The sequence below is a fragment of the Planococcus sp. S3-L1 genome, assembly GCF_030063085.1.
GTDB lineage: Bacteria > Bacillota > Bacilli > Bacillales_A > Planococcaceae > Planococcus > Planococcus kocurii.
Window position 1 is genome coordinate 25,904 of record NZ_JASISN010000002.1, and the last position, 24,217, is coordinate 50,120.

General features: G+C 39.5%; 19 protein-coding genes and 1 pseudogene. 18 read left to right on the forward strand and 2 right to left on the reverse strand.

From position 1 onward, the window contains the following. Positions 1-568: 568 nt before the first annotated feature. The gene (locus QMF37_RS02245) at positions 569-1,051 is read left to right on the forward strand and encodes a sigma-70 family RNA polymerase sigma factor (RefSeq protein ID WP_071153869.1); all 483 of its coding nucleotides are present in this window, start codon (positions 569-571) and stop codon (positions 1,049-1,051) included. Between the two features lie 124 nt (positions 1,052-1,175). Then, positions 1,176-2,444: an ATP-binding protein gene (locus QMF37_RS02250; protein WP_283476693.1), complete on the forward strand. Its 1,269-nt coding sequence runs from the start codon at positions 1,176-1,178 to the stop codon at positions 2,442-2,444. A gap of 457 nt (positions 2,445-2,901) precedes the next feature. On the opposite strand, the gene uvsE is transcribed toward QMF37_RS02250, so the two are convergent. Continuing rightward, entirely contained in the window at positions 2,902-3,774 is an 873-nt protein-coding gene (gene uvsE, locus QMF37_RS02255) for a UV DNA damage repair endonuclease UvsE (RefSeq protein WP_283476359.1), read from the reverse strand. 173 nt (positions 3,775-3,947) lie between these two features. Between uvsE and QMF37_RS02260 the strand changes: the two genes are divergently transcribed. Then, positions 3,948-4,367 (forward strand): GNAT family N-acetyltransferase, encoded by a 420-nt coding sequence (locus QMF37_RS02260; RefSeq protein WP_058384642.1) that lies wholly within the window; start codon positions 3,948-3,950, stop codon positions 4,365-4,367. Between the two features lie 97 nt (positions 4,368-4,464). On the opposite strand, the gene QMF37_RS02265 is transcribed toward QMF37_RS02260, so the two are convergent. Beyond that, a complete protein-coding gene (locus QMF37_RS02265; RefSeq protein WP_058384643.1) occupies positions 4,465-5,223 on the reverse strand; it encodes an NRDE family protein in 759 nt (252 codons plus the stop codon). A 308-nt stretch (positions 5,224-5,531) separates the two neighbouring features. Between QMF37_RS02265 and QMF37_RS02270 the strand changes: the two genes are divergently transcribed. From QMF37_RS02270 to ystJ, 15 genes and pseudogenes are all read left to right on the forward strand, one after another. Beyond that, on the forward strand, positions 5,532-7,205 hold the full coding sequence (locus tag QMF37_RS02270) for a sensor domain-containing protein (protein WP_071153865.1): 1,674 nt from the start codon (positions 5,532-5,534) through the stop codon (positions 7,203-7,205). Positions 7,206-7,577: 372 nt separating this feature from the next. Continuing rightward, a complete protein-coding gene (locus QMF37_RS02275; protein ID WP_283476364.1) occupies positions 7,578-10,799 on the forward strand; it encodes an ATP-binding protein in 3,222 nt (1,073 codons plus the stop codon). Positions 10,800-10,816: 17 nt separating this feature from the next. Continuing rightward, entirely contained in the window at positions 10,817-11,512 is a 696-nt protein-coding gene (locus QMF37_RS02280; protein WP_283476365.1) for a response regulator transcription factor, read from the forward strand. Between the two features lie 370 nt (positions 11,513-11,882). After that, positions 11,883-12,671: a YveK family protein gene (locus tag QMF37_RS02285; RefSeq protein ID WP_071153862.1), complete on the forward strand. Its 789-nt coding sequence runs from the start codon at positions 11,883-11,885 to the stop codon at positions 12,669-12,671. Continuing rightward, a complete protein-coding gene (locus QMF37_RS02290) occupies positions 12,613-13,308 on the forward strand; it encodes a CpsD/CapB family tyrosine-protein kinase (protein WP_058384648.1) in 696 nt (231 codons plus the stop codon). Before QMF37_RS02285 ends, QMF37_RS02290 begins: the two co-directional genes overlap by 59 nt. Positions 13,309-13,340: 32 nt before the next feature. After that, entirely contained in the window at positions 13,341-14,288 is a 948-nt protein-coding gene (locus QMF37_RS02295; RefSeq protein WP_283476367.1) for a polysaccharide biosynthesis protein, read from the forward strand. Between the two features lie 97 nt (positions 14,289-14,385). Continuing rightward, entirely contained in the window at positions 14,386-14,889 is a 504-nt protein-coding gene (locus QMF37_RS02300) for a sugar-transfer associated ATP-grasp domain-containing protein (RefSeq protein WP_071153860.1), read from the forward strand. Positions 14,890-15,024: 135 nt separating this feature from the next. Then, positions 15,025-16,311 (forward strand): nucleotide sugar dehydrogenase, encoded by a 1,287-nt coding sequence (locus QMF37_RS02305; protein ID WP_283476370.1) that lies wholly within the window; start codon positions 15,025-15,027, stop codon positions 16,309-16,311. A 169-nt stretch (positions 16,312-16,480) separates the two neighbouring features. After that, a complete protein-coding gene (locus QMF37_RS02310; protein ID WP_071153858.1) occupies positions 16,481-16,810 on the forward strand; it encodes a hypothetical protein in 330 nt (109 codons plus the stop codon). Positions 16,811-17,025: 215 nt separating this feature from the next. Then, positions 17,026-18,012 carry a LacI family DNA-binding transcriptional regulator gene (locus QMF37_RS02315; RefSeq protein ID WP_283476373.1) on the forward strand — a complete coding sequence of 329 codons (987 nt, stop codon included), beginning with the start codon at positions 17,026-17,028 and terminating at the stop codon, positions 18,010-18,012. Between the two features lie 88 nt (positions 18,013-18,100). Next, positions 18,101-19,378 (forward strand): histidinol dehydrogenase, encoded by a 1,278-nt coding sequence (hisD, locus tag QMF37_RS02320; protein ID WP_283476374.1) that lies wholly within the window; start codon positions 18,101-18,103, stop codon positions 19,376-19,378. Positions 19,379-19,408: 30 nt separating this feature from the next. Beyond that, a pseudogene (locus tag QMF37_RS02325) lies at positions 19,409-20,723 on the forward strand (GntP family permease). 83 nt (positions 20,724-20,806) lie between these two features. Then, entirely contained in the window at positions 20,807-21,751 is a 945-nt protein-coding gene (locus QMF37_RS02330) for a 3-hydroxyacyl-CoA dehydrogenase family protein (protein WP_071153854.1), read from the forward strand. Continuing rightward, positions 21,748-22,512 (forward strand): SDR family NAD(P)-dependent oxidoreductase, encoded by a 765-nt coding sequence (locus tag QMF37_RS02335; RefSeq protein ID WP_071153853.1) that lies wholly within the window; start codon positions 21,748-21,750, stop codon positions 22,510-22,512. The genes QMF37_RS02330 and QMF37_RS02335 overlap by 4 nt, the downstream gene beginning before the upstream one ends. Before the next feature lie 420 nt (positions 22,513-22,932). After that, positions 22,933-24,180: an NADP-dependent malic enzyme gene (gene ystJ, locus QMF37_RS02340; protein ID WP_058384658.1), complete on the forward strand. Its 1,248-nt coding sequence runs from the start codon at positions 22,933-22,935 to the stop codon at positions 24,178-24,180. Positions 24,181-24,217 lie beyond the last annotated feature (37 nt).

The window sequence follows — 24,217 nt, forward strand, 5'->3', positions numbered from 1 at the left end:
ACTTCGTTGCTTTTGGAGGATACGAGTAGAGACATCAATTTCTACCAAGACCTTTTATTCATCAAACAGCATACGCAATCTGGATTACTAGATGATTTTGGGGGATATGCGGCCAATCGGTCTTTAGAGATGAGAAGTGTTATTTTTTGTATGAAGTCTTGTTGCTTTTACACGACCCTCATGCATAACTATCAATCAAGATCTGAACCGAATGATTGGAATAGAATAGACCATTTTTAGGCACAATTCCAGCCTTTTTTCCTTCCTTATTAAAATAATTTGTTTCAAAAAATACTGCTCAACCAATCAAATGATTATCATACGTCTCCATTATTTCAAGCTCTCCTTTCACAATACATGAAAATTCTACCACTTATAACTTTTAGAAAAAATATTTTTTGAAAATATATACTATTTTGACAATTAGATAAAATGAATAATTTATTTGTGATGTGTAAAGAGGGAATTTAAGTGAAGGAAACCGTTTGGTGGCCAACTGGCTACAATTATTTTTTTATTTTATTCTGAACAGACCCGGGAATTAACGAACGTTCAGAAGGACAAAACAATGAAAAACTTTGAAGAAGTTGCTGTACAGTATGCCCCTATGATTTCTGCGATGATTCGCAAACTTCATATTCATCGTGACTACGATACCTTTAAACAACTTGGCAATATCGCATTGTGGCAAGCATGGCAACGCTTTGAAGAGGGAAAAGGACATTTCACTCCTTTTGCTTATCGTAGTATTAGAGGAGCAATGCTTGATGAATTAAAAAGAGAAACGAAGAGAACAAATCAACTCTCTCTACTAGAAAGTATTTTAATAGAAGAAGGCATAGAAGAAGAGATGGAAACTTTGCCGGAATGGTTAATCCTAAACAAATTAGACGCAAAAGAAAAATGGTTGCTAGAGGCACTTTTTGTGAGAGGATACAGTCTTTCTTATTTAGCTGATCAACAAGGTATTTCACTTGCTGGCATGAAAAAGAGACGCGAACGACTATTGAAAAAGGTGAGAGATGCAATAGACCATCCATTTAAGACATAAAAAGTGGTAACATTAATGGAAATGACCCTATGAAAGAAGTGACAGAAAAGGATTAAACCTTACAAAAATGAGTGGCGCGGTGAATAGCGCAGGACTAAAAAAGGGGGTGACTTTCTTGGAAGCAATGATGACGGGTATGATTAATAATATCTTTTTTATTGTGTTTCCACTCATCGTTTATCAAATGTTGGCGACAGCAGGCCAACGAAATTTCTTTGTTAGTCATCGCTTTATAATGACTGTCCTTTTTTCAGTATCGCTTGTACTGTGTATGCTGTTTCCTTATCAGTTTATAACCGATGGCTATATTTTTGACTTGCGCCAAGTTCCAATGATCGTTGGAGCCCTATACGGAGGTCCATTGGTTTCAGCCATTTTGTTCCTTGTGGCTTCGATCAGTCGGATTATTATTGGTGGAGACGGAATGTACATCGCTCTTTTGAATCAATTTGTCATTGCGGTAGGAGTGCCATTTTTGCGACCGCTCTATATGCGCATCAATCGTTCTCGAAAAATTATGTTGATATTTAGCATTTCAATTACTTCACTCCTTTTCAATTTGTTCGCAGGTGCTTTTTTCTTTGGAAATCCGATTCACGATATTGTGGGTATTTGGATTATGTTAATGATCAATCAAAGTACCATTATTGCGTTAACGGCTTTAATGATTGAACATATGCAGCGACAAGAATACATGTATGAAGCTTTTCTGAAACACGAAAAAATGGAAACAGTTAGCCATTTTGCAGCAGCCGTTTCGCACGAATTGAGAAATCCTTTGCAAAGTATTAAAGGGTTTGTTCAGTTAATGAAGGAATATGAGTACAGTCGCGAAAGACAGATAGAATTTCATCAAACGATTTTGAGAGAAATCGAGGCAGCGGAAGAGTTAATCGAGGATTATTTAGTATACGCTAAGCCTACGTATGGTCAGCTTGAACCAATCATTGTCGCTTCAGAAGTCAGTCATGTGCTGAAAATTATGGTGCCTTATGCAAATGGAAAAGATGTAGAAATGCATACAGATGAACTGGACGAAAGTGCTGAAATTCTAATCGATCGTTATAAATTCCAACAAGCGCTAGTCAACATTATCCGAAACGGTATTGAAGCGATGCCAGAAGGCGGCAAGCTAGTCCTTACCGTCAAATCGTCTCCAACAAAAGTATGGATTCGGGTAACCGATACAGGAGTGGGTATGACAAAAGAACAAGTCAGACGTTTAGGGGAACCTTACTTCTCTAGTAAACTTAAAGGAACCGGACTCGGAATGATGGTGACTTATAGCATCATCAGTCAAATGGAGGGTCAAATTTTAGTAGACTCTGAAAAAGGAAAAGGTACCGAATTTACTTTGGAATTTGCAAATCTTGCTACAACGAAAAGTAAATAAAACAGCAGCCTGTATATAGGCTGCTGTTCAGATTGTAGACAAAGTCTTATTAAACTGAATAGTGATGTACAATCTCCAACTGGGCTGGCCACTTCGCTTTCCATGGGCTCAGCTTCAGTTTCCTCGTTACTAACGGGACCTGCAGCCTTCGTCGCTTTGCTGCTTCCACAGGAGTCTGCGTGGCCATACGGGTTGTCAGCAGGTGGCTCAAATCAGCAAGAGTACCCAACAAATCTACTTTTCATCAGTACTCTCTCAAGGATTCGGAGCGCAATGCGGCGACTCCTGCGGAAGAACGAAGTGATGAGACCCCGCAGGAGCTTGCGACGAGGAGGCTCAGCGCTTCGCGGAAAGCGTCCGCATGGAGTGCAGAATCCTGTATACCTAAGATGAAACGACTACTTATTCTTTAAGTTTGTCTACAGTGTAAACAGCAGCCTGTAAATAAGCTGCTGTTTTAGTTGTTCATTAATTGACGCACGAATGGCAGAACAGACTGCTCTTTCAGTTTAGCTTCGAACATGATATCAGCATCTATGCCGTTTAATTGTCTTATTAATTGTTGGAAATCGGATTCAGAAACCAATTCGTGATGGCGTAAATCTGTAAATCCTTCTTTGCCTGTACTAATATGAACTTTCGGTGTGCCAAAACCTTGCCACGTTTTTAGAATTTCAGAAAAATCAACGGGCTCACCGTCGGTATTGCAATTATGATGATGGATATCAAAGCATACAGGAACGCCACACATGCTGTGGACGTCTAAAACGTCTCTAACGGTAAAGGTTTTATCATCATTTTCCAAGCGTAACCACTTCCGAATGCTAGGAGACAGCGACAAATAGACAGCAGCGAAACGCTGTTTAGCTACGTCTTTATCCCCATAAGCACCACCGGTATGAAGGATGATATCAGATCCACCGAGCAATTGAATCAATTGGTCATGATACTCAAGATCTTCTATCGATTTGCGAACAACTTCAGGTCTAGGTGAATTGATGACGGTATATTGACCAGGGTGTACAGAGACTCTCATGTTATGTGTGTTAACAAACAAGCGGATTTCATCTGTTATGGCCAGCACTTCTGGATCTTCCCACCAGTTCCAATCATTTATAGGGTGAGTGGACAGCGGAACGATCGAACTAGAAGCTCGGTAAAAGTAAATATCGTTTTTTAAATTCCAGCGAAGAATTTCCAGTGTTGTCTCGAAATTTTTCATCGTCAATTCCTTTATTTTGCCGGTGCCTTCTGCCTCTGCAGTCGCGACACGTAAAGTTCTAAATACCGTTTTCAATTCAGTGTTCATACAGGCATAACCTAATCTCATGTTGTTCAGCTCCTTGCTATACGTATACCCTTCCAGCATAGCGCACATGCCTCGAAATTGAAAAAGCTGTGTGCGAATTTTGAGGGAGTAACTCGACTTCGTAACCGCGTTGTAAAACCAGAATTTTCTATAGTATAATAATACCAAGGAAATCTAAAGAAGAGGTGACTCAAATGACTCATTTAACGCTACATACAGGCTATCAAGAAGAAGATACGTATTTTATGAAATACAAATTAATTACGCACAATAAGAATTTAATTGATTACACGGAAGAAGAGAAAGTCAATTTTATGTTAAAAGATGAAGAAGAAAACATTCTGGGTGGACTTGTTGGACATATAGATTGGGAATGCTTTTTCGTTGATATATTGTGGGTCGACGAGTCACTGCGTGGTTTAGGAAAAGGGCAACAACTAATTCAAGAAGCTGAGGATTATGCACGCAAAAAAGATTGTCGTCTTATTCGGTTAGAAACATTCAGTTTCCAAGCACCAGCATTCTACAAAAGATTAGGATTTAAAGAGATGGGGAAACTCGAAGATTTCCCTAAAGGGTATACTCACTATTATCTATACAAAGAATTGACGTAAAATGTCGCAAGTTTCAACAGAATGTAAATTGATTTTGAATAGATGCTACAAAAGAGAAAGAGCACCCAAATGGATTCAGAGGGCGCTTTTTCTCTTTTTACTTTATCTTGAAATTGAAAAGACGATCCTCTTTAAACTGGCCATTTTCATAATTTCGTTCAGCAAATGTAAGGGTGTTGTCATGCGTTATTAAGACGATTGTTGAAGAACGAGTGCCGTATTCAGGAGTTTTAATAAATATCGGAGACAGCATTCGTTCTAAGTCCAAGCTAACACCGGTAGTGGGAAGAAGAGCGTCGTGTGCTTGTTCAGCATCTGAAAGTATCGCAAAAATTTCTTCCAAGTCAACTGTAGAAGTACGCGCCATATAAGAAGTGAGACTTTCTTTTCCTTTCGACACTTTTGGCCAAGGCGTGTTCAAAAAGTGATTGCTGAGTCCATGAGTACCCAGGGGAACTTCGTAAGATTTATTTTGAATATTGTTATAGTACATCAATTGTTCAACATCTCCTACAATCAGATTAAAACCCGCATAGTCTTTCGGATTGATTGATCGCAAATAGTCTTTAGGGGAAGTTGAAGCTGCTAAAAAATTTTTGACGACGGCTCCTCTAGAAAAAGTAGCTGCTTCTATATTAGTGGGATCGCGAAAATTTGTTAATGCAGCAATGCGTCCTTGCTTTGTGACACCTAACCACGTACCCATTTGTGTCAAGTCACGACCGGCTAGTATATGGGGCTCATCTTCCCAAAAATGAGCAGCTGCAGTAGGACGACTATAAAATTCATCTCGATTAGCAGCAATAATTAATTTGTAAGTTGGATGATTTCGAAATTGGAGGTTGATCAGGCACATAGTATTCTCCTTTTAGATTTAGTATATCCAATAGTTGAAGTCAATGGTAAAAATAGTTGCGACACGATGCTTTTGCTATTTTTTAGCCAATAATAGACGGGCTTGTAAGCAAGAAAGTACGTAAGAATAGCAAGAAATTCGAAGCTTTGTTTGTAAAAAAGGATTATTTGTATCAATTAAATAAAACTTTTGTAGGAAAAATATTTTTTTATTTAGGTATAAAGCTTCAATCTAATTTTATCTCTGATACACTATAAAAAGAGTTTTGAAAAGAACATATGTATTCTCAAGGAGTGGGGGGAGCAGAGATGGAAAGCGAAGTAGCTTCATTGTCTTTTGCGCGCGTATTAATGGAAGGAATTAAAGAAATGGTGTTTGTTGTAAGAGTTGATGGAGCGAATTCTTTTACGTATGATTTCCTTAATAATGCAGTAATAGAGAGGACTTCACTAGTTTCTGCTTCAGTTGGCAAGAAGTTAAACGAAGTCCATTCCACATCAATGACAACATTTTTAACTGAAAGATACAATGAAGTCGTTCAAACAACTCAAAGTATAAGCTATGAAGATTCATTTTATTGTAACCGAAATAAGTTGCTGTATTCAAAAACTGTTATGACACCTTTTTTAGATGAAAAAGGTATATGTACCCATATTGTTAGCTTAGTCAAAGATATAACGAATGAGAAAATAGCCAAACTAGAAAGTGAAGGAATTCGTGAACGCCTAGAAGAAAGCAACGCACGATATCGGTCCCTCTTTGATAATAACGCAGATGCTATTTTCACCGTTGATTTTAACGGACATATTACAGGAGGCAATTCCTCAGGCAGCATACTCAGTGGATGCGCTATGAAAGAATTAGCAGGTAAAAGCTTTTTTGACTTTGTTATTACGGAGGATGTAGAACGGGCAAAAAACTATTTTCACTTGTCCATTTTAGGTGACAATAAAGATTGGCGTTTTAGCATATCTAATAAGTCAGGTAAATCGATTGCTTGCTTAGTGAAGTTTATTCCAATAAGTGTGAAAAACAACATCCCGGGATTTTATATGATTGTCAAAGATATGACAGAGTTGGACAAAATTTCAGGTCTCTATGAAGCTGGAGAAGAGAATTTCCGAATCATTGCGGAAAATGTCCACGATGTCATTATATTAATGGACCAAGACAAACAATACCTCTATATGTCGCCGTCATGTGAAAATATTTTTGGCTTTAGAGCAGAAGGTATTATTGGAAAAAAACCATTTTATAATGTTCATCCTGAAGATACGTCAGTTGCTGAACAAGCCTTTAATCAAGCAGCAAAAGAAGGTTCTACGTTTCAATTACAAATTCGTCTTTTGCATAAAAGTAGAGGCTGGATTTGGACAGAAGTCAGTGGAATGCCGGTTTTTGGAGAAGATCAAAAATTTAACCGGATGGTTATGGTTGCAAGAGATATTTCGATTCAAAAAGAATATGAAAGTCAACTTCATCATTTTGCTTATTTTGATTCGTTAACCGAGTTACCAAACCGACGTTATTTTCAAGCGTATGCAACTGAAAAATTGGAACAGAATGACACAAGCCAAAGAAACTTAGCTATTCTACTTATTGATATTGATGATTTCAAGGACATTAATGATCAGTGGGGACATGAAATTGGTGATGCGGTTATTCAAGAGTTCGGTTATCGCTTGAACCGTTGTATGGTTGGAGAAAATATGGCTGCCCGTTTAGGGGGAGACGAATTTATCGTCTTACTGACGGATGCAGCCGATAAGGAAAAAGTATCAGAAGTTACAGATGCTATTTACCGTATCACGAAAGAACCAATCAATGTGCAAGAGTTATCATTGTACATCACGATTAGTATGGGTGTTGCATTAGCACCAACTGAGAAAACTTCCATTTCTACTATTATGAAGCGTGCAGATATGGCGATGTACAAAGCCAAGCAACTGGAAAAAAATTCGTTTTTCGTAAGTCCAACATGAGCAAATGCAGCTCGTGTTTTTTTGTGTTCAGAAACAAACCGACGATTTATCGTAATAAATCGTATATGTGGTATTTGAATTTTCAGAAATAAAATAAGTATGCTTTCAATTTAAAAAATGGTATGCTTTTGTCAAACCATAAATCCTGATTAAAATACAAAAAATGGTTCTCTAAGTAATTATATAGACCTTTAATGGTTATATTTTTTGGAAGCATTTAATAATAATATGTACTCTAGACTATCGCTATATTTTAATATTCTCTTATAATTCCCTACTTATTTGATTAGTTGAGGTGAGAAAATGAACAATTTCTACCAAAAAACTTCTATTAGTGTGAAAGTGTGTTGCATTTTCTTGGCGTTCTTTTTTTTGAGCGATACTGAAAAAATTGCTAGTACGAATGACAGCGAAAAAGTAGTGTTGTTAAGTGAAGAGGATAAGAAAAAGACGCTTTCAAAAAATCTTCAGATTCTTGAAGATGTAGAAGGTACGCTTAAAATTAGTGACCTGCAGTCTCCACCATACAGTTGGAAATTTAGTTTAAATGAAAATGGAATTCCGAATATGGGATTTTCATCTGATGTTTATTGGGTAAAGTTTACGATTGAAAATCATGCAGAAACTGAAGAATGGCTTCTTGAACTTGCAAATCCTTTTCTCGATCATGTCATTCTTTATTCACCAGAACCTTCTGGGGGATTTTCGATTACGGAATTTGGAGAAACAATGTCAGATTCGAAAAAACTTTATTCAAGCCGTTCTCCGGTTTTCAAGTTGCCTCTTCTAAATAAAGGTGAGAATACATTCTTTATGAAAATTGAGTCACAAGGAGTCCTATACTTTCCTGTGACTGTTTGGGAACACGCAGCATATGATGCTAAATCCCAGCAAATGACGGCGATGATTGGACTAGTAAGTGGAATAAGCCTGATGTTTTTTGGCTGGTGCATCTACTCATTTTTTAAGTATCGTCAGAAAAATTTTCTTTATTTATTAATTTTGGCGGTTTCGTTACTGTTTACTGCTGCTGAATGGACAGGTTTAAATTTCACTTATATTTGGCCGGATTTCAAATGGGGAAGTAATCAAACGATACTAGTAGCTTGTGGTGCAGCGAGTTTAATGACGTTCTTTATCCTTAAAGAATTGTTGTCAGGTGTTCTCAACATACACTGGCTTTCTATGGTTATTAAGTGGATGGTAGCGTGTGTCTTGTTTTCAGTGATGGTTTCTTTCTTTTCTTATTCACTAACAAGCCTGTTCAGCTTTGCATCTTCTGCTCTAACAATCGTCTTAACGTGTGTTCTTGCTTTTTCCGCTTGGCAAAAAGGAATTTCTTATGCTGCTCCATATACTGCCGCCTTGTTCGTATCGATAGCCATCCTCACCATTTCCTTTTTAACGGCTACGGGGGTTTTACCCTATATCGAAACTGTTCAATACGCCGTGTACGTTATCAGCTGGAGCATACTCTTACTTGCTGCTAAAGCATTGCTGAAAAAAGAAAAAATGAAGCTTGAAAAAACACAACAGTTGGAACGTCAAGCGAATGACCGTCAACTGCTGAAAGTCACAACGCTAAAAAATGACAACAAAAGAAAAGATGAGTTACTGGCGCTTGCATCAAATGGCTTGCGAACACCACTTTATGGTGTGATTGGCATTGCAGAATCACTTCAACAATCTGCTAGTGGTAAAATGTCTCCTCAGATGATAACCCAATTGGATGAACTGGTGACCAGTAGCAAAAATATGGCGCATTTGATCAATGATGTTGTCGATTTTTCAAAACAGAAGCCGTCTTCTTTACAGCGCCATACGACAGCGATTGCGCTTGATGAACTTTGCACGAATGTGATCGCAATTTATAAGCCACTTTTAAAAAATGAGGCCGTCAAGCTTTATCACACAGTACCAGCCTCGTTGCCAAAACCATGTGCAGATCCTGATCGACTGCGACAAATTTTAAGTAACCTTGTCAACAATTCTATTGAGCATACCCGTGTAGGTGAAATCGTGCTATCGGCGAGGATTTTTGAAGGAGATTTAGAAATTTCAGTAAAAGATACAGGAAATAGTATAGAGGAAAAGAAAATCCCAATTTTTTTTGAATGGAATATTCCGCAAGAAAAACCGTTGAGAAATCATGGGATGGATTTGAAAATCACTAAAAATCTAATTGAACTTCAAGGGGGGACGTTGAAACTTGAGTCTTTAAAAGAAAGTGGCTCTCTTTTCATTGTTACTTTACCCATTTGCACGGATGCATCTAATGCTCCGTTGCTAGGAGACTCTAAAAATCAGACGAAAGAATTGACCGCTTCGCAGTTAGCAGATTCCTTGTTAAAGCAGCGTCCTACTAAAAAAAATCTGCACGTTCTGGTGATTGAAACAGACGAAATCAATCGGCTTGTTTTATTGCGGCAACTGATATCAGCAAACTATCAAGCAGTCGGTGTAGAGGATGGCAAAGCAGCGCTGCATTTGTTGTCGCATCAATCAATAGATTTGATTGTGATGGATGGTAGTTTACCGGACATGACAAGCGATGAATTATGCAAACTTATACGCTTGGAGTATACATTAACAGAAATGCCGATTTTGATGTTATCGGATGCAGACAGTCTTCAAGAGAAAAAAGATGCTTTTACAGCAGGGGCCAATGACTATTTGCTAAAGCCTTGTGATAAAGAAGAGTTTTTGTTGCGTGTTAAGACTTTGGCAAATATGCGCAGCTTGACTCAAGAAATTACGAATCTGAACTACTTTCTTGAACGTAATGTGAATGAGCGAACAATGGCACTTGAAATTACCAATATGAATCTACTGACAGTGAACGATGAAATTCAAGAAATTGAAAAGTCTCGAAATGAAATGTTGTCAGCAATTTCACATGAGTTAGGTACACCCATTACGCTAATCCATAGTTATATACAAGCAGTGAAAGAAAGTTTAATCGAAGAAAACAACCCACGCTATCTGGATATGATTCATAAAAAACTACTACTGCTAGAAAGACTCACAGAAGATCTTGTAGAGTTGACTAAATACAAGTCTGGACATATGACTCTGCGTTTCTTGGAAAAAGATTCGCTCGTGTGGATCGCAAGGCTTGCAGAATCAATGGCTTCTGATGTTACTCAAAGTGGCCGTATTTTCGAATTTTTCGGTACAAAAAATCCCGATAATATTAGTCACTCGCTGTTAGTAATTGATTTAGATCGTCTTGATCAAGTAATTTCCAATATTTTATGGAATTCTGTTAAGCATACTTCTCCAGAAGAAGGCAAAATTACGTTATCTATGGAAATCGTCGCTAATAACAACGACAATGCATTATTAGACGAGGAGTCTGATGGAGAACTGGTGGTTCGCATTGCTGATAATGGAAGTGGGATCAAGAAAGAGGCCTTGCCCTATATTTTCGACCGTTTTTACAAAATCAATCGTTCTGCTAGTTACAAAGGAAGTGGACTTGGATTGGCAATCGCCAAAGAAATTGTATTAGCGCATAAAGGACAAATATGGGCGGATAGTATAGAAGGACAAGGAAGTGTTTTCGTCATTGTATTGCCGCTAACTTTTCAGTAAGGATGGGAGGAAAACAGATGAATGTTGCGACTGTGTTAATTGTTGAGGATGATGAAGGCATCCGCGAACTGATGCGGTTGTTTCTGCTAAAAAAAGGATATGGTGTTATCCAAGCTGAAGATGGCTATCAAGCTTTAACATTAATAGAAAAAGAAAAGCCAGATCTCATTTTGTTGGACGTAGAAATGCCTGGTATGAATGGACTGGAAGTATGCAAAAAAATCCGATTAAAAACGACTTTGCCAATTTTGTTCGTTAGTTACCGAAAAGAGTTGGCTTATAAAATTCAAGGACTTGAAGTAGGGGGCGATGATTACATTACCAAACCCTTTGATTTTAATGAGTTAGAAGCTCGGATTCGTGCAATTCTTCGACGAAATGGTTGGAGGAGCGGTGAACAAGAACAGCTAACGATTTTGAAGTATAACGACCTGCATATTCATGTGGATGCCCGAGAACTTTACGTTGCAGGAACGCAGGTCAAACTGTATCATAAAGAATTTCAATTATTGTTGTTGCTCGCGCAGACTCCCAACCGAGTTTGGACCGCTGAACAACTATACGATCAAGTGTGGGGCTATTATTCTGAAGGAGATGTCCAAACAGTCAAAGTACACATTAGTAAATTACGGAAAAAAATTGAGCAAGACCCAGCCAACCCAATTTATATCCAAACCGTACGGGGTTTTGGCTATAAATTTATACTAGCGTAAGAGGGACTGTCCCATAAGCCTCTAACAGAAAACAGACGGAGAAAAAGAAACTCTTTTTCTCCGTCTGTTTTCTCAAAATCGCAGGCGAGAATACAGAACTTGTCAAGACCCTGGAGGTAAAGTTTTGGAATGACCAGTTGCTTTTGATAGAAATAGAACATCTTTGTATTTTTTAAATTCAGCAAGGTTGTAGCCGAAAAGTCATTGTTTATGATTTTTTTACTACATCCTTTTTTTTATTAAAAAAATAAAATAAGTAGTAAGAACTACGAATAATTAGTTTTCTAAATTTTTAGATTATTTAACGTCTATTTAACCTAGTCACTTCAAAATAAGAAGTACAAAGGATAGACCATAGGAGGATTTAATTATGGAGAGTACATTCAATCTGAATAAATTCCTGAAAGCGATGCAAAAGAGAAAGGCGTTAATCATTTTTGTTACGCTTGCGTTCGTTGTCTTTAGTGCAGTAGCAAGTTATACCCTTATAAAGCCGGTTTACAAGGCGACAACTCAAATTTTGATCAATCAAAATACCGCCATTAATCAGGACTTTACTAGTTTGGATATTGATACGAACTTGCAATTAATTGGGACGTATAACGTCATTATTAAAAGTCCTGCGATTTTAACAACTGTAATTGAAAAATTACAGTTGGACGAAACGGTTCAATCATTGACCGATCGGATAACTGTCAACAATATTGAAAGCTCACAAGTAGTAACTTTATCGGTTGAAGATTCTTCTATGGAAGGAGCGGTACTGGTTGCTAATACGACTGCACAGGTTTTCCAAGAGGAAATTCAGCGAATGATGAAAGTGGATAATGTCAGCATTTTAGCTGCAGCTGAAACTACTGCAAATCCTAATCCAATTCGTCCCGATCCGATTTTCAATATGGTGATTGGTGCAATTGTTGGTTTGGCTTTTGGCGTCGGCATCACGCTAATTTTGGAGCAGTTAAACACGACAGTGCGCTCGGAAGAAGACATCGAAGAAATGGCTGGACTTCAGATTTTGGGGGTCGTTAGTCAAGTAGACAGTAATTTAAAGATGGAAAAGCCGTTAAATCTAACAACTAGATTGGAGAAGGATCATTATGCGGACAGCGAACAAGACAAAAAGGTTAATGCCGCGAAAATTGGTGGCTCGTACTAATCCGCATTCCATCGCAGCGGAACAATACCGAACAATAAGAACAAATATTAACTTCTCGACGCCTGATTTGCATTCGAGAGTCATTTTATTTACGTCTGCTGCAAAAGAAGAAGGAAAGTCGACAACGGCTGCAAATATGGCCATCGTTTTTGCCGAAACTGGAAAAAAAGTACTATTGATTGACGCAGACATGCGGCGTCCAACTTTATATCGAACATTTCAACTCGGCAATAACACAGGCTTATCCAATTTATTGTTGAGAAAAGGAAGCCTGAAGCAATCAGTCAAAGTGAGTGGCATAGCAAATTTAGACCTACTTATGAGTGGACAAATCCCACCAAATCCGGCCGAGTTACTCGAAGCGGATGCTTTGGATGAATTGATCGCAGAGATGCGTGAAACCTACGATTATATTCTTTTCGATTCACCGCCAATCCTTTCTGTAACAGATTCTAAAATTTTAGCCAATCGATGCGACGGTACGGTACTGGTCGTTAATACCGGCAAATCAGAAAAAATAAGCGTTGAAAAAGCACGTGATTCTTTAGCAACGGCAAAAGCCTTAATTTTGGGAGTGGTGTTGAATAATTACCCGATGAACAAGGAAAATTACTATTACCATAATTATAATGAATGACCAAATGGAACTGTAGGAAAGGAAGAAAGTGAATGAAGATTAGCAAACAGCAACTACTTGGAAATCTTCATCGTTGTCTCGTTCCTGTTCTTGTCCTCTTTCGCCATTTCCATACATTTGTGCTCGTAGGATTTGAAAACCTGGAAGAAAAAATGGAACACGCAGTCTTGCCCCAAGCACCTCATCTTACTGACAAAATAGTGATGGTAATCGGAGCGGGAGGAATGATTGGTTCAGAAATTAGCCGTCAGCTCATTCACTATCAACCCGCTCGAATTTTACTGCTCGGACATGGACCGCAATCGATTTATTCGGTTGAGTACGAAGTAAGAAAACTGATGAAAAAACAGATAGAAATTATCCCCATTATCTTAAATATTCAAGACAAAAAACGTCTTTTTGAAGCAGTCGAACGATACAAGCCCGATATAATCTACCATACAGACGGTCAACAGCAAATTGATGTCACAGAAGAAATGCCATTAAAAGAAGTATACACCTCAGTGTTTGGAACAAAAAATAGTGCAGAAGCAGCCACTCGCTATCACGTTGATGCGTTTGTGTTAGTATCTTCTGAGCACGCAGCAAAGCCGTTAAACCTCAAAGAAGCGAATAAAAGATTGGCTGAAATAATCATAAATACTATTTCAACAACTAGTTTGACACGGTACGTCATCATTCGATTACCAGCACATGTTTTTAAAGAACAACTACCAGGAAACTTCTTTCCGCTGTTCGAGCAAAAAACAAAAACTAGTTACGCAGTTCAGCACATTCTTCATGGTGGAGGACTAAAAACAGCTATAGATAAAAGTAGCTTGTTTCAACTACAAGGGAAGTCTATCTACAAGGTACTCCAAAAATCACAAGGGCTTAGTCAACTAGACATGGCCCGTTTGTTGAAAAAGTTGAAAACAGCATCTGAAGATGAGGCGCGTAAACTGGTTATTTCAATCATCGAACAACAAAAGAATTTCTAACCGGTACCTGAATGATTGCGTTTGAAGATTTCCCTTTTTAAGCAGCGATTTTTTTGTTGCTCAGTAGAATAATAAAACAGGAAAAGGGTGAATTCGGATGGGTGTAGAAAAATATCGAGATGAATTTAGTTTTGAAGAACTAGTGAGAAGCAACATACCTTTTCAAGATAGAGACATGATAGAACAGCATCCTTTCTTAAATAAAATCTATCCGTATGCTTTAAATACGATTCATCTTGTAACGTATTGCGAAAACAATACGGTATCGTTATTATCTGGCAGTTTGGAAATTGGGGCGGTTGAAAGCGATAATGGATTTGTGGAAAAGCTCGGTGAAATTTCATGTGGTTTGGATCAACAAGGAAATTTAAAATCGCATGCATATAAGTTGAATACGCTTGAGAAAATTGATAAACATCCACAGACACGTTTTGTTTTTGGCGGAAGCCAAATTCCGCATTTTGATCGGCTTAAAGCTTTTGTCATCAGTTTGCATATTCAAAACAAAGTTGAAGATGTTGTGTCATGGAAACTAGCGTTAACTTCAAAAGGACAAGTCATCTTACTTACCTTACTAACGGAAAAAGAGAATTTACTTTAACAAATTTCAAGTGTCTTATACTAGCTGCTTTATTTTTTTGACATTCTACTATAAGAATTGTGCAAGATTTGACAAATTGGCACGGGCAATCCGAGAGCATATGGTAGAGGCAGGAGAAAGGGGATATCCGTCATCATGTTACAAAATTTAAAAATAGCAGTTGTTGGATTGGGGTATGTCGGATTGCCCGTAGCAATTGCGTTTAATCATAAATACCCAGTTACCGGCTACGATACGAATACCGCTAGAATTCAGGCTTTGATGCTTGGACTAGATAAGACAAACGAAGTAAGCCGTGAGGAATTTGAAAAAGCAACCATTGTTTTTACGGCGACTCCTTCAGATTTAAAAGATGCAGGGTTTATTATCATAGCCGTACCATCAGCGATTGATGAAGACCATCTGCCAGATTTATCCGCTTTAAAAAAGGCTAGTAAATGTGTCGGGGAACATATGAAAAAAGGCGCGGTTATCGTCTACGAATCCATTGTGGCACCCGGTGTAACTGAAGACTTGTGTATTCCATTACTCGAGAGGTATTCTGGGTACGAAAGTGGCAAGGAGTTTTTTGTCGGGTATTCCCCTGCAAGAATTTTTCCAGGAGATAAAAAAAACAACTTTAAAAAAATAAAAAAAGTAGTTGCAGGACAAAATGAAGAAGTCACAGAATATCTGGCGATGGTTTATGGCAGTATCGTTACTGGAGGTATACATAAAGCCCCTTCCATTCGTGTTGCTGAAACAGCACAGTTGATTGAAAATATTCAACAAGATGTTAATATAGCATTGATCAACGAATTGGCGCAGATCTGCGAGCAGTTGGGCATCGATACACAAGAAGTGCTAGAAGCGGCAGGAAGTAAACGCGGTTTTTTAAAAACAATGCCAAATTTAGTTGGTGGACAGGGAATCGGACTAGCTTCACATTATTTAGCGGACAAAGCAAGAAGTTTGGGGCAGCGTTCGGAAGTGATTGTGTCAGGACGTAAAATTAATGACGGAATGGGTCGTTTTATTGCGCAGTCGTTAATCAAAAAAATGAATCAGGAGAATACTAATGTCGCAAACAGTCGTGTGACGATTTTGGGACTTTCTTTTAAAGAAGAAGTTCCCGATTTACGCAATTCTAAAGTAGTCGATATCGTCAAGGAACTAAAAGAACACGGCATCGATGTGCAATTAGCAGATCCTTATGCTTCCGCTGAAGACACCACTCTCTACTACGAGTCTCATCTTTCACCTCACCACCAACTAAAACCAGCGCATGCAGTTATTTTGGCTGTTCCGCACAAGCCTTATAGAGAAAATGGTTGGAAGCAGTTTGACAGTTTATTGATTGAGCAACAAGGAATAGTCTTTGATCTAAAAGGGGCGCTTGATGTAAAAAAAAAACCTGAAAAGATTCAGTTATGGCGCCTATAGTTATAAAAAAAGGATGAATGTCAGTTCACCGAATTACACTAGTTGACCTATTTGCTTCTTGCAAATGGGTCTTTTTTTGTCAACGAAAAACAAGAGGTTTACGCACTTACAGTTTTTTCGAGTGACTTGACGGGTATGGAACAGTATAAAACTGGAGGAGGGCGAAGTTATGGAAATTATTCCGAAAAGAGATTTGTTGAAAGATCGTTACGGAAATTTTTATATGGTGTCTTATGCTTCTAAAAAATCGTTAACAATCGTCAATGCAGCTATGTATCATGCTTTCAACCAAACACTCGATGAAGAGCTGGTAGCTAAAGTAAAGGCAAAATATCCGAATGATGTCGCCTGCGGAAAATATTTCGCCGATTTGGTTCATGAACAAGTAGAACAGATGAGTACGGCTGAACACGCTGGCACTATTTACGACATCGAAGACGTAAAAAAAGAATACGATTTGCACATGAAACCGCTATACGACGATTCGTTTCACTTGTAACAGTTTATAAGTTTGTACCAATGAAAATTGCCAAGTTAGCACAAAAGGATTCCTGCTAGTTTCAGTTTTAGAAAATAGTAAAACGGAGCAAATGAAAGAGTAAAATTCCTGCTGTTGCCTGCAGGAATTTTTACTGCGACTAAACACAAGGGATGCTAGAAAAGTAGTTATAGTGTAAGCTAGAGTTCGATATTAGTGGAAAAGGGTTGAAAAGAATGAAGTCTACAATCAATGCAAAAGATGTTGCAAAGCTTGCAGGTGTCTCGCAATCGTCTGTTTCTAGAGTCTATTTTGAAGGTGCAAAAGTTTCTAAAAAAACACGTCAAAAAGTATTGGCTGCAGCAGAAGAACTGGGCTATCGGCCAAATGAGTTTGCCAGAAGTTTAATCACCAACCGAACAAAAATTATAGGCTTAGTAATGAAAGGCGTACAAAATCCTTTTTATCCTCAAGTCTTAACACAGTTTACAGCTTCATTTAAAAAATTCGGCTATAGCATTCTATTCGTCCATACGAATAGCGATGAAATTCAAACTGAAGATATTGAGACCTTATTGAATTACAATGTTGCTGGAGTGGTCATCACAGATGCAACGATGTCGCTAAATGTTGCAGAAAGCTTCAGAGCAAACCAGATTCCGTTGGTGTTTTTTAACCGGAAATTGAGCCGTTCTAATTTCTATTCGGTCTGCTGCAATAACTTGAGTGCAGGTCGTGCAATAGCAGAATATCTGATTGCTAAAGGCTCGAAAGATATGGCTTACATTTCGGGCAATGAAAATACATCGACTAGTCAAGAACGTGAAGAAGGATTTAGCGAAGTAGTGACTCAACACAATTTGAATTTCAAAAAGTATTCGTCAGATTATACATATGAAGGTGGCTATAAAACAGCCCTTGCAATCATGAAAGAAGAGGCACTGCCGTCCGCTTTTTTTGTAGCGAATGATATTATGGCGCTAGGTGTTATGGATGCTTTACGGAAAAAAGAAATTCAAGTTCCAGCACAAGTTAAAGTGATTGGCTTTGATAACATTGGCATGTCTTCTTGGCCTGCTTATGAACTGACAACTTGGGAACAACCGATTGAAAAAATGGTAGAAGAAACGGTGACTTATTTATTAGCTGAAATGATTGACTATACAGGCACAGCAGAGGCTGTAGAAGTGGATGGGGTATTTATTGAACGGAAAACGACATAATAGGTGTTGACATTTATCGAAAATGCGCATATTCTCTAAATAGTTTCATTTTTGCATACGTATTCAAAAATAAATTTTTGGAGGAATTATGATGAAAGTATTGAAAGCAGGAAGATCTCAAGAAGAAGTAAGCGCTAACGATTCGAAAGTTTCGCAAATAGTGGCAGAGGCATTATTAGCCATTGAAAAAAATGGCGATCAAGCAGTGCGTGAACTATCAGGTAAATTTGATAATTGGCAGCCAGAATCTTTTCGCTTGTCTCAAGCTGAAATAAATGAAATCGTTTCCACTGTTCCTGATCATGTTATCGAAGACATTAAGTTTGCCCAAAAAAATATTCGCGACTTTGCAGAAGCACAACTGGCTTCTATGAATGACGTTGAAGTAGAAAACATACCAGGAGTTATTCTTGGACATAAAAACATTCCAGTGAACAGTGTAGGCTGCTATATTCCAGGTGGACGCTATCCAATGGTTGCTTCCGCTCATATGAGTGTGCTAACAGCAAAAGTTGCTGGTGTTAAACGTGTAATCGCTTGCACACCGCCAATCAATGGAGAAATTCCAAACGCGACAATTGCCGCAATGTCACTTGCTGGAGCAGATGAAATCTATTTACTTGGTGGAATTCAAGCGATGGCAGCGATGGCGATTGGAACGGAAACAATCAGATCAGTTGATATGATCGTCGGGCCGGGAAATGCCTTTGTAGCGGAAGCGAAGCGTCAATTGTACGGACGCGTTGGAATCGACTTATTTGCTGGACCGACTGAAACGCTAGTGGTAGCAGATCATACAGCGGATGCCGAAATGGTGGCGACAGATCTTCTAGGTCAAGGAGAGCACGGCCCCACTTCACCAGGAGCATTGATTACAACTTCAGAAGAACTAGCAAATGAAACAATTAAAGAAATCGAACGCCAATTAGAAACATTAGTAACGGCCGATGTTGCACGCGTTTCATGGGAAGATTACGGCCAAATTTTACTAGTCGATTCAATAGAAGAAGCACGTATTGAAGCAGACCGTTTGGCATTTGAGCATGTTGAAATCCTAACAGAAAATCCTGATTATTTCCTTGAAAATATGACGAATTATGGCTGTTTATTTTTAGGACCCGAAACGAATGTTGCATATGGCGACAAAGTAATTGGGACTAACCATACACTGCCGACAAAAGGCGCTGCTCGTTACACAGGAGGATTGTGGGTAGGTAAGTTCATCAAAACCGTTACGTATCAGAAAGTAACACCAGAAGCGAGTGCTTATATCGGTGAATATGCAGCACGTTTATGCCAGCTTGAAAACTTCGCAGGACATGCAGAACAGGCGCTTCTCAGAGTCAGAAGATACGGCAGTAAATAAGTTACTCTAAGGGGTATAGGGGGTTGTTTTATGCTTGGCATGTTGGGAATGTTTGGTGGCTTAATTTTATTGATCATTTTGACGATGCGCGGGATGAACTTGTTGATCGCAGCACCGTTAACTGCTTTGTTTGTTGCGTTATTAAATGGATTGCCGTTGTTTCCTCAGCTTGCTGAGGAAGGGGCAGCTAACTTTTTAACAAATTACATGACCGGTTTTACAGGCTTTATCGCTTCGTGGTATTTGATGTTCTTGACCGGTGCCATTTTTGGTAAAGTGATGGAAGACAGTGGTGCAGCTGACAGCGTATCAAAATGGATCGTTAGCAAAATTGGGATGAAACGTGCGGCTCTAGCTGTTGTTCTTGCTTGTGCGGTTTTAACTTATGGCGGCGTCAGTTTGTTCGTTGTCGCTTTCTCTGTGTATCCGATGGCACTCAGCCTATTTAGACAAGCTGATTTGCCGAGACGTTTTATCCCGGCGGCGCTTGCTTTTGGATCGACCACTTTTACGATGACTTCTGCTGGTTCGCCTGAAATCCAGAACTGGATTCCCATTGAATTTTTAGGAACGACACCATATGCAGGGTGGGAGGTCAGTATCATCGTAGCCTTATTTATGATGATTTTTGGGTACTGGTGGTTGAAGAAAATGATTTCCAAAGCGTTAGTAAAAGGGGAGCGATTTATCGCTCGGAAAACCGATCCGGCTGCAGAAGAACGCATAGAATTACCAAATCCTTTACTCAGTATGATTCCACTGGTTGTCGTTCTAGGCATTTCATTTCTTTTCCACAATTCGCTTGGAACTTCGGCATTGATTATTGCGTTAAGCGGCGGTATTGCAACAACTTATTTTCTTAACAGAAAATATTTCCGTAATATTGGGCATGCCTTCAGTGAAGGTGCAGTAGGAGCTGTTATCGCGATTGCTAATACGGCAGCAGTGGTTGGTTTTGGTGAGTTGTCAAAGCGACACCTTCTTTTGAAACAGCGGTTGATGTTATGACGGGTATTCCAGGAAGCCCGTTAATTGGGGGTGCACTGGCGGTGGCGGTCATTGCCGGATTAACAGGTTCGTCTTCGGGTGGACAAGCGATTGCTTACCCCTGCTTGCACCTCATTATTTAGATATGGGAGTCGATCCAGAAGCCTTACACAGAACGGTTTCCATTTCTTCAGGTTCACTCGATTCAATGCTGCAGGGTGGTTATGTCGTAACGACTATTCGCTCAATTGCAGGTGAAACACATAAAGATGCGTATCCTGCATTTGGTGCATTAACCGTTGTCGTGCCACTCATTGGTGCTGCACTGGCAGTTGTATTATTCTCACTTGGATTATAAGATGAAACTGCCCAACAAACTTTCGGTTCCTTGTTTGTTGGGCAGTTTGCGTGAGACAGTCAAACGACAGAGGGGTGTAAGGGATGGAAAAAATTTCAATTCTTGGAGCAGGAACGATGGGACATTCAATTGCCTTATCGGCAGCATGGGCCGGCGAAACTGTAACGGTTTATGGCATCGATGAACAAGATCTTAGCAATGCGGATAGAGGATTACATAACAAACTCAAAGTCATGACAGACAATAAACTGGTTACTGTCGACCAAGCAGAAGAAATTAGACAACGAATTCAATTGACCACTTTTCTTGAAAAAGCTATTTTGAACTCGACGTTCATTATCGAAGTTGTACCCGAAGTATTGGAGCTGAAAAAAGAACTTTATAGTCGATTGGAGACGTTGATCAGCGATGACGTGATCATTGCCAGCAACACCTCTGGATTTAAACCGAGTTTATTGGCTGAAGAGATGCGGCTACCCGCTCGCTTTGTCGTAACGCATTTTTGGAATCCAGGACATCTTATTCCTTTAGTAGAAGTAGTTAAGGGAGAGCAGACAGATGCAAAGACTGTTGAGCGAGCAATGGCTGTTTTAAAAGAAATGAACAAAAAAGCAATTTTGCTCCATAAGGAAATTCCAGGATTTATCGGCAATCGTCTACAATATGCCTTGTTCCGTGAAGCGCAAGCTTTACTGGATGCTGGAGTTGCTTCAAAAGAAGATATTGATGCAGCTGTCACGTATAGCATTGGGCGAAGGTTGCCTGTAACCGGACCACTTATGACTGCGGATATGGGAGGGCTTGACGTCTTCTCGGCAATCTCTAATTATTTGTTTGAAGAGCTAGCGACAGATCAGCGATCAGGCGAAACGCTGTCCACACTTGTAGTTGAAAACAAGCTTGGGGATAAAACAGGAGAAGGGTTTTATTCGTGGGAGCCTGATGTTTCGGCAAAATTAAATAAAGAACGAGAACAGACCTTAATTCACTTTTTGAAAAAAGATTTAAAGGCAGGTGCCTCAGAATGACTGCCTATTTTTCTGAACTTGAAAACAAAACAGTAATTGTCACAGGTGGCAGCAAAGGAATCGGTAAAGACATTGCGTTGACTTTCGCAAAACTAAAAGCCAATGTGGTGATTTCTGGACGAGACACAACAGTTCTCAAAGCGTCTTTGAAGGAACTACAAGAATACAATCCGAAATGCATCGCAGTTTCCGGGGATTTGAGTGATATCGGGGAAGTTCAGAAACTGATTGATAAAGCTGCGTCAGAATTTGGAACTGTTGATGTATTGGTTAATAACGCGGGTATTAACATTGCGAAACCGGCAATGGAAGTAACAGAAGCGGACTGGGATGCGGTACTCGACTTGAATTTAAAGACGGCATTTTTTGCTAGTCAAGCAGCAGCTAGATACATGCTCGAACAAAACAGTGGACGAATCATTAATATCGCGTCGCAAATGGCCTTTGTTGGTTATGTGAAGCGAGCGGCGTATTGTTCAAGTAAAGGAGGTCTCGTGCAACTGACAAAAGCTCTCGCAGTGGAGTGGGCAAAGCAAGGAATTCGTGTCAATGCGGTAGCGCCGACCTTTGTCGAAACCGAGTTGACTGTCAATATGTTCAAAGACGAGACGTTCAAACATGAGATTGACAGTAGAATTTTACTGGATGGCTTGTCTCAACCAGCAGATATCTCGGGAGCCGTGTTGTATTTGGCTTCTAACTTAGCTAATTTTGTAACCGGTGAAACCATTAAAGTCGATGGTGGCTGGACAGCTATCTAACTAAAAAAGAGAACTGAAGAAAGTTCAGCAGCTTGTAGACAAAGTCTTATTAAACTGAATAGTGATGTATAATCTTCAACTAGGCTGGCCACTTCGCTTTCCGGTGGGCTCAGCTTCAGTCTCCTCGTCACTGAAAACCCATGCTCCTGCATCGCTGCGCTAGCTTCGTCGCAAAGCGTCCGCTTGGTGCAGAAAATCCTAAATGCATACAAAAAAATGAATAAGTATTCTTTTGTCTACAAGCTGAACTGAAGAAATTTCAGTTCTCTTTTTGTTAGCGTTTTTTAACCAGTAGATACAGAAAAACTTTACTACTGTATCCGCCTAAAGTCTGAACATTGATCAAATTAATTGAAAACTCTTTCAATTATCAAAATACTCTTTATAATAAACAATTATGAACAAAGGGAGATGAGGCACATGTCTAAGCTAAAAAACGATTCGTTGCAACTGCACAGGACGCATCAGGGGAAATTGGAGATTCGGTCAAAAGTAGCAGTGGAAAATGAAAGGGACTTGAGCCTCGCCTATTCTCCAGGAGTAGCAGAACCTTGTAGAGAAATCGCAGCAGACCCGTCAAAGGTTCACGACTACACAATGAAAAGCAATATGGTCGCGGTAGTGACAGATGGGACAGCAGTTCTTGGCCTCGGCAACATTGGTCCGCTTGCCGCATTGCCGGTTATGGAAGGAAAGGCTATATTATTTAAAGAATTTGCTGGAGTTGACGCGTTCCCGATTTGTTTGGATACAACCGATGCGGAAACCATTATCCAAACGGTTAAATTGCTTGAACCAGGATTTGGCGGCGTCAATCTTGAGGATATTTCGGCCCCGACTTGTTTTATTGTGGAAGAGCGTTTGAAAAAGGAAATGGGAATTCCCGTGTTTCACGACGATCAGCACGGTACAGCAATTGTTACTTTGGCAGGCTTGATCAATGCATTAAAACTGGTCGGAAAAGACGTACAGGAAACCAAAATTGTCGTTAACGGTGCGGGAGCTGCAGGAATTGCCATCGTTAAATTACTGAGTAAATTTGGCTTTGGTCACGTGATCATGTGTGATACAAAAGGAGCTATTTTCAAAGGACGCAAAAATGGCATGAATCCGTTTAAAGAAGAAGTAGCTGAAATGAGCAATTACGAACGCAAAGAAGGTCTACTGGCAGATGTCATCCAAGGAGCAGACGTCTTTATCGGCGTATCAGCAGAAGGTGCATTGACTGGAGATATGGTCCGAACGATGAATGATGATGCCATCATTTTCGCTATGGCCAATCCAAACCCTGAAATTCTTCCGCACTTGGCGAAACAAGCCGGTGCCAGAGTAGTTGGCACGGGACGTTCTGATTTCCCAAACCAAGTCAATAACGTATTAGCCTTCCCTGGACTCTTTAGAGGTGCTTTAGACGTATTGGCTACTGACATCAACGATGCGATGAAAATCGCTGCAGTCGAAGCGATTGCGGGATTACTAGAGGCAAATGAGCTGAATGAGGACTATGTTATACCCAAACCGTTTGACTTGCGTGTGGCCTCAGCTGTTGCGGCGGCAGTAGCAAAGGCTGCTATGGATACGGGCGTTGCTCGGAAAGCAATTGAAATAGAAGATGTGAAGCAAAAGACAGAAAGCTTGTCAGTCGTCGGCGAACACAACACCTTATAATAGAAGAAACCCATTCGATTTTTTTCGAATGGGTTTT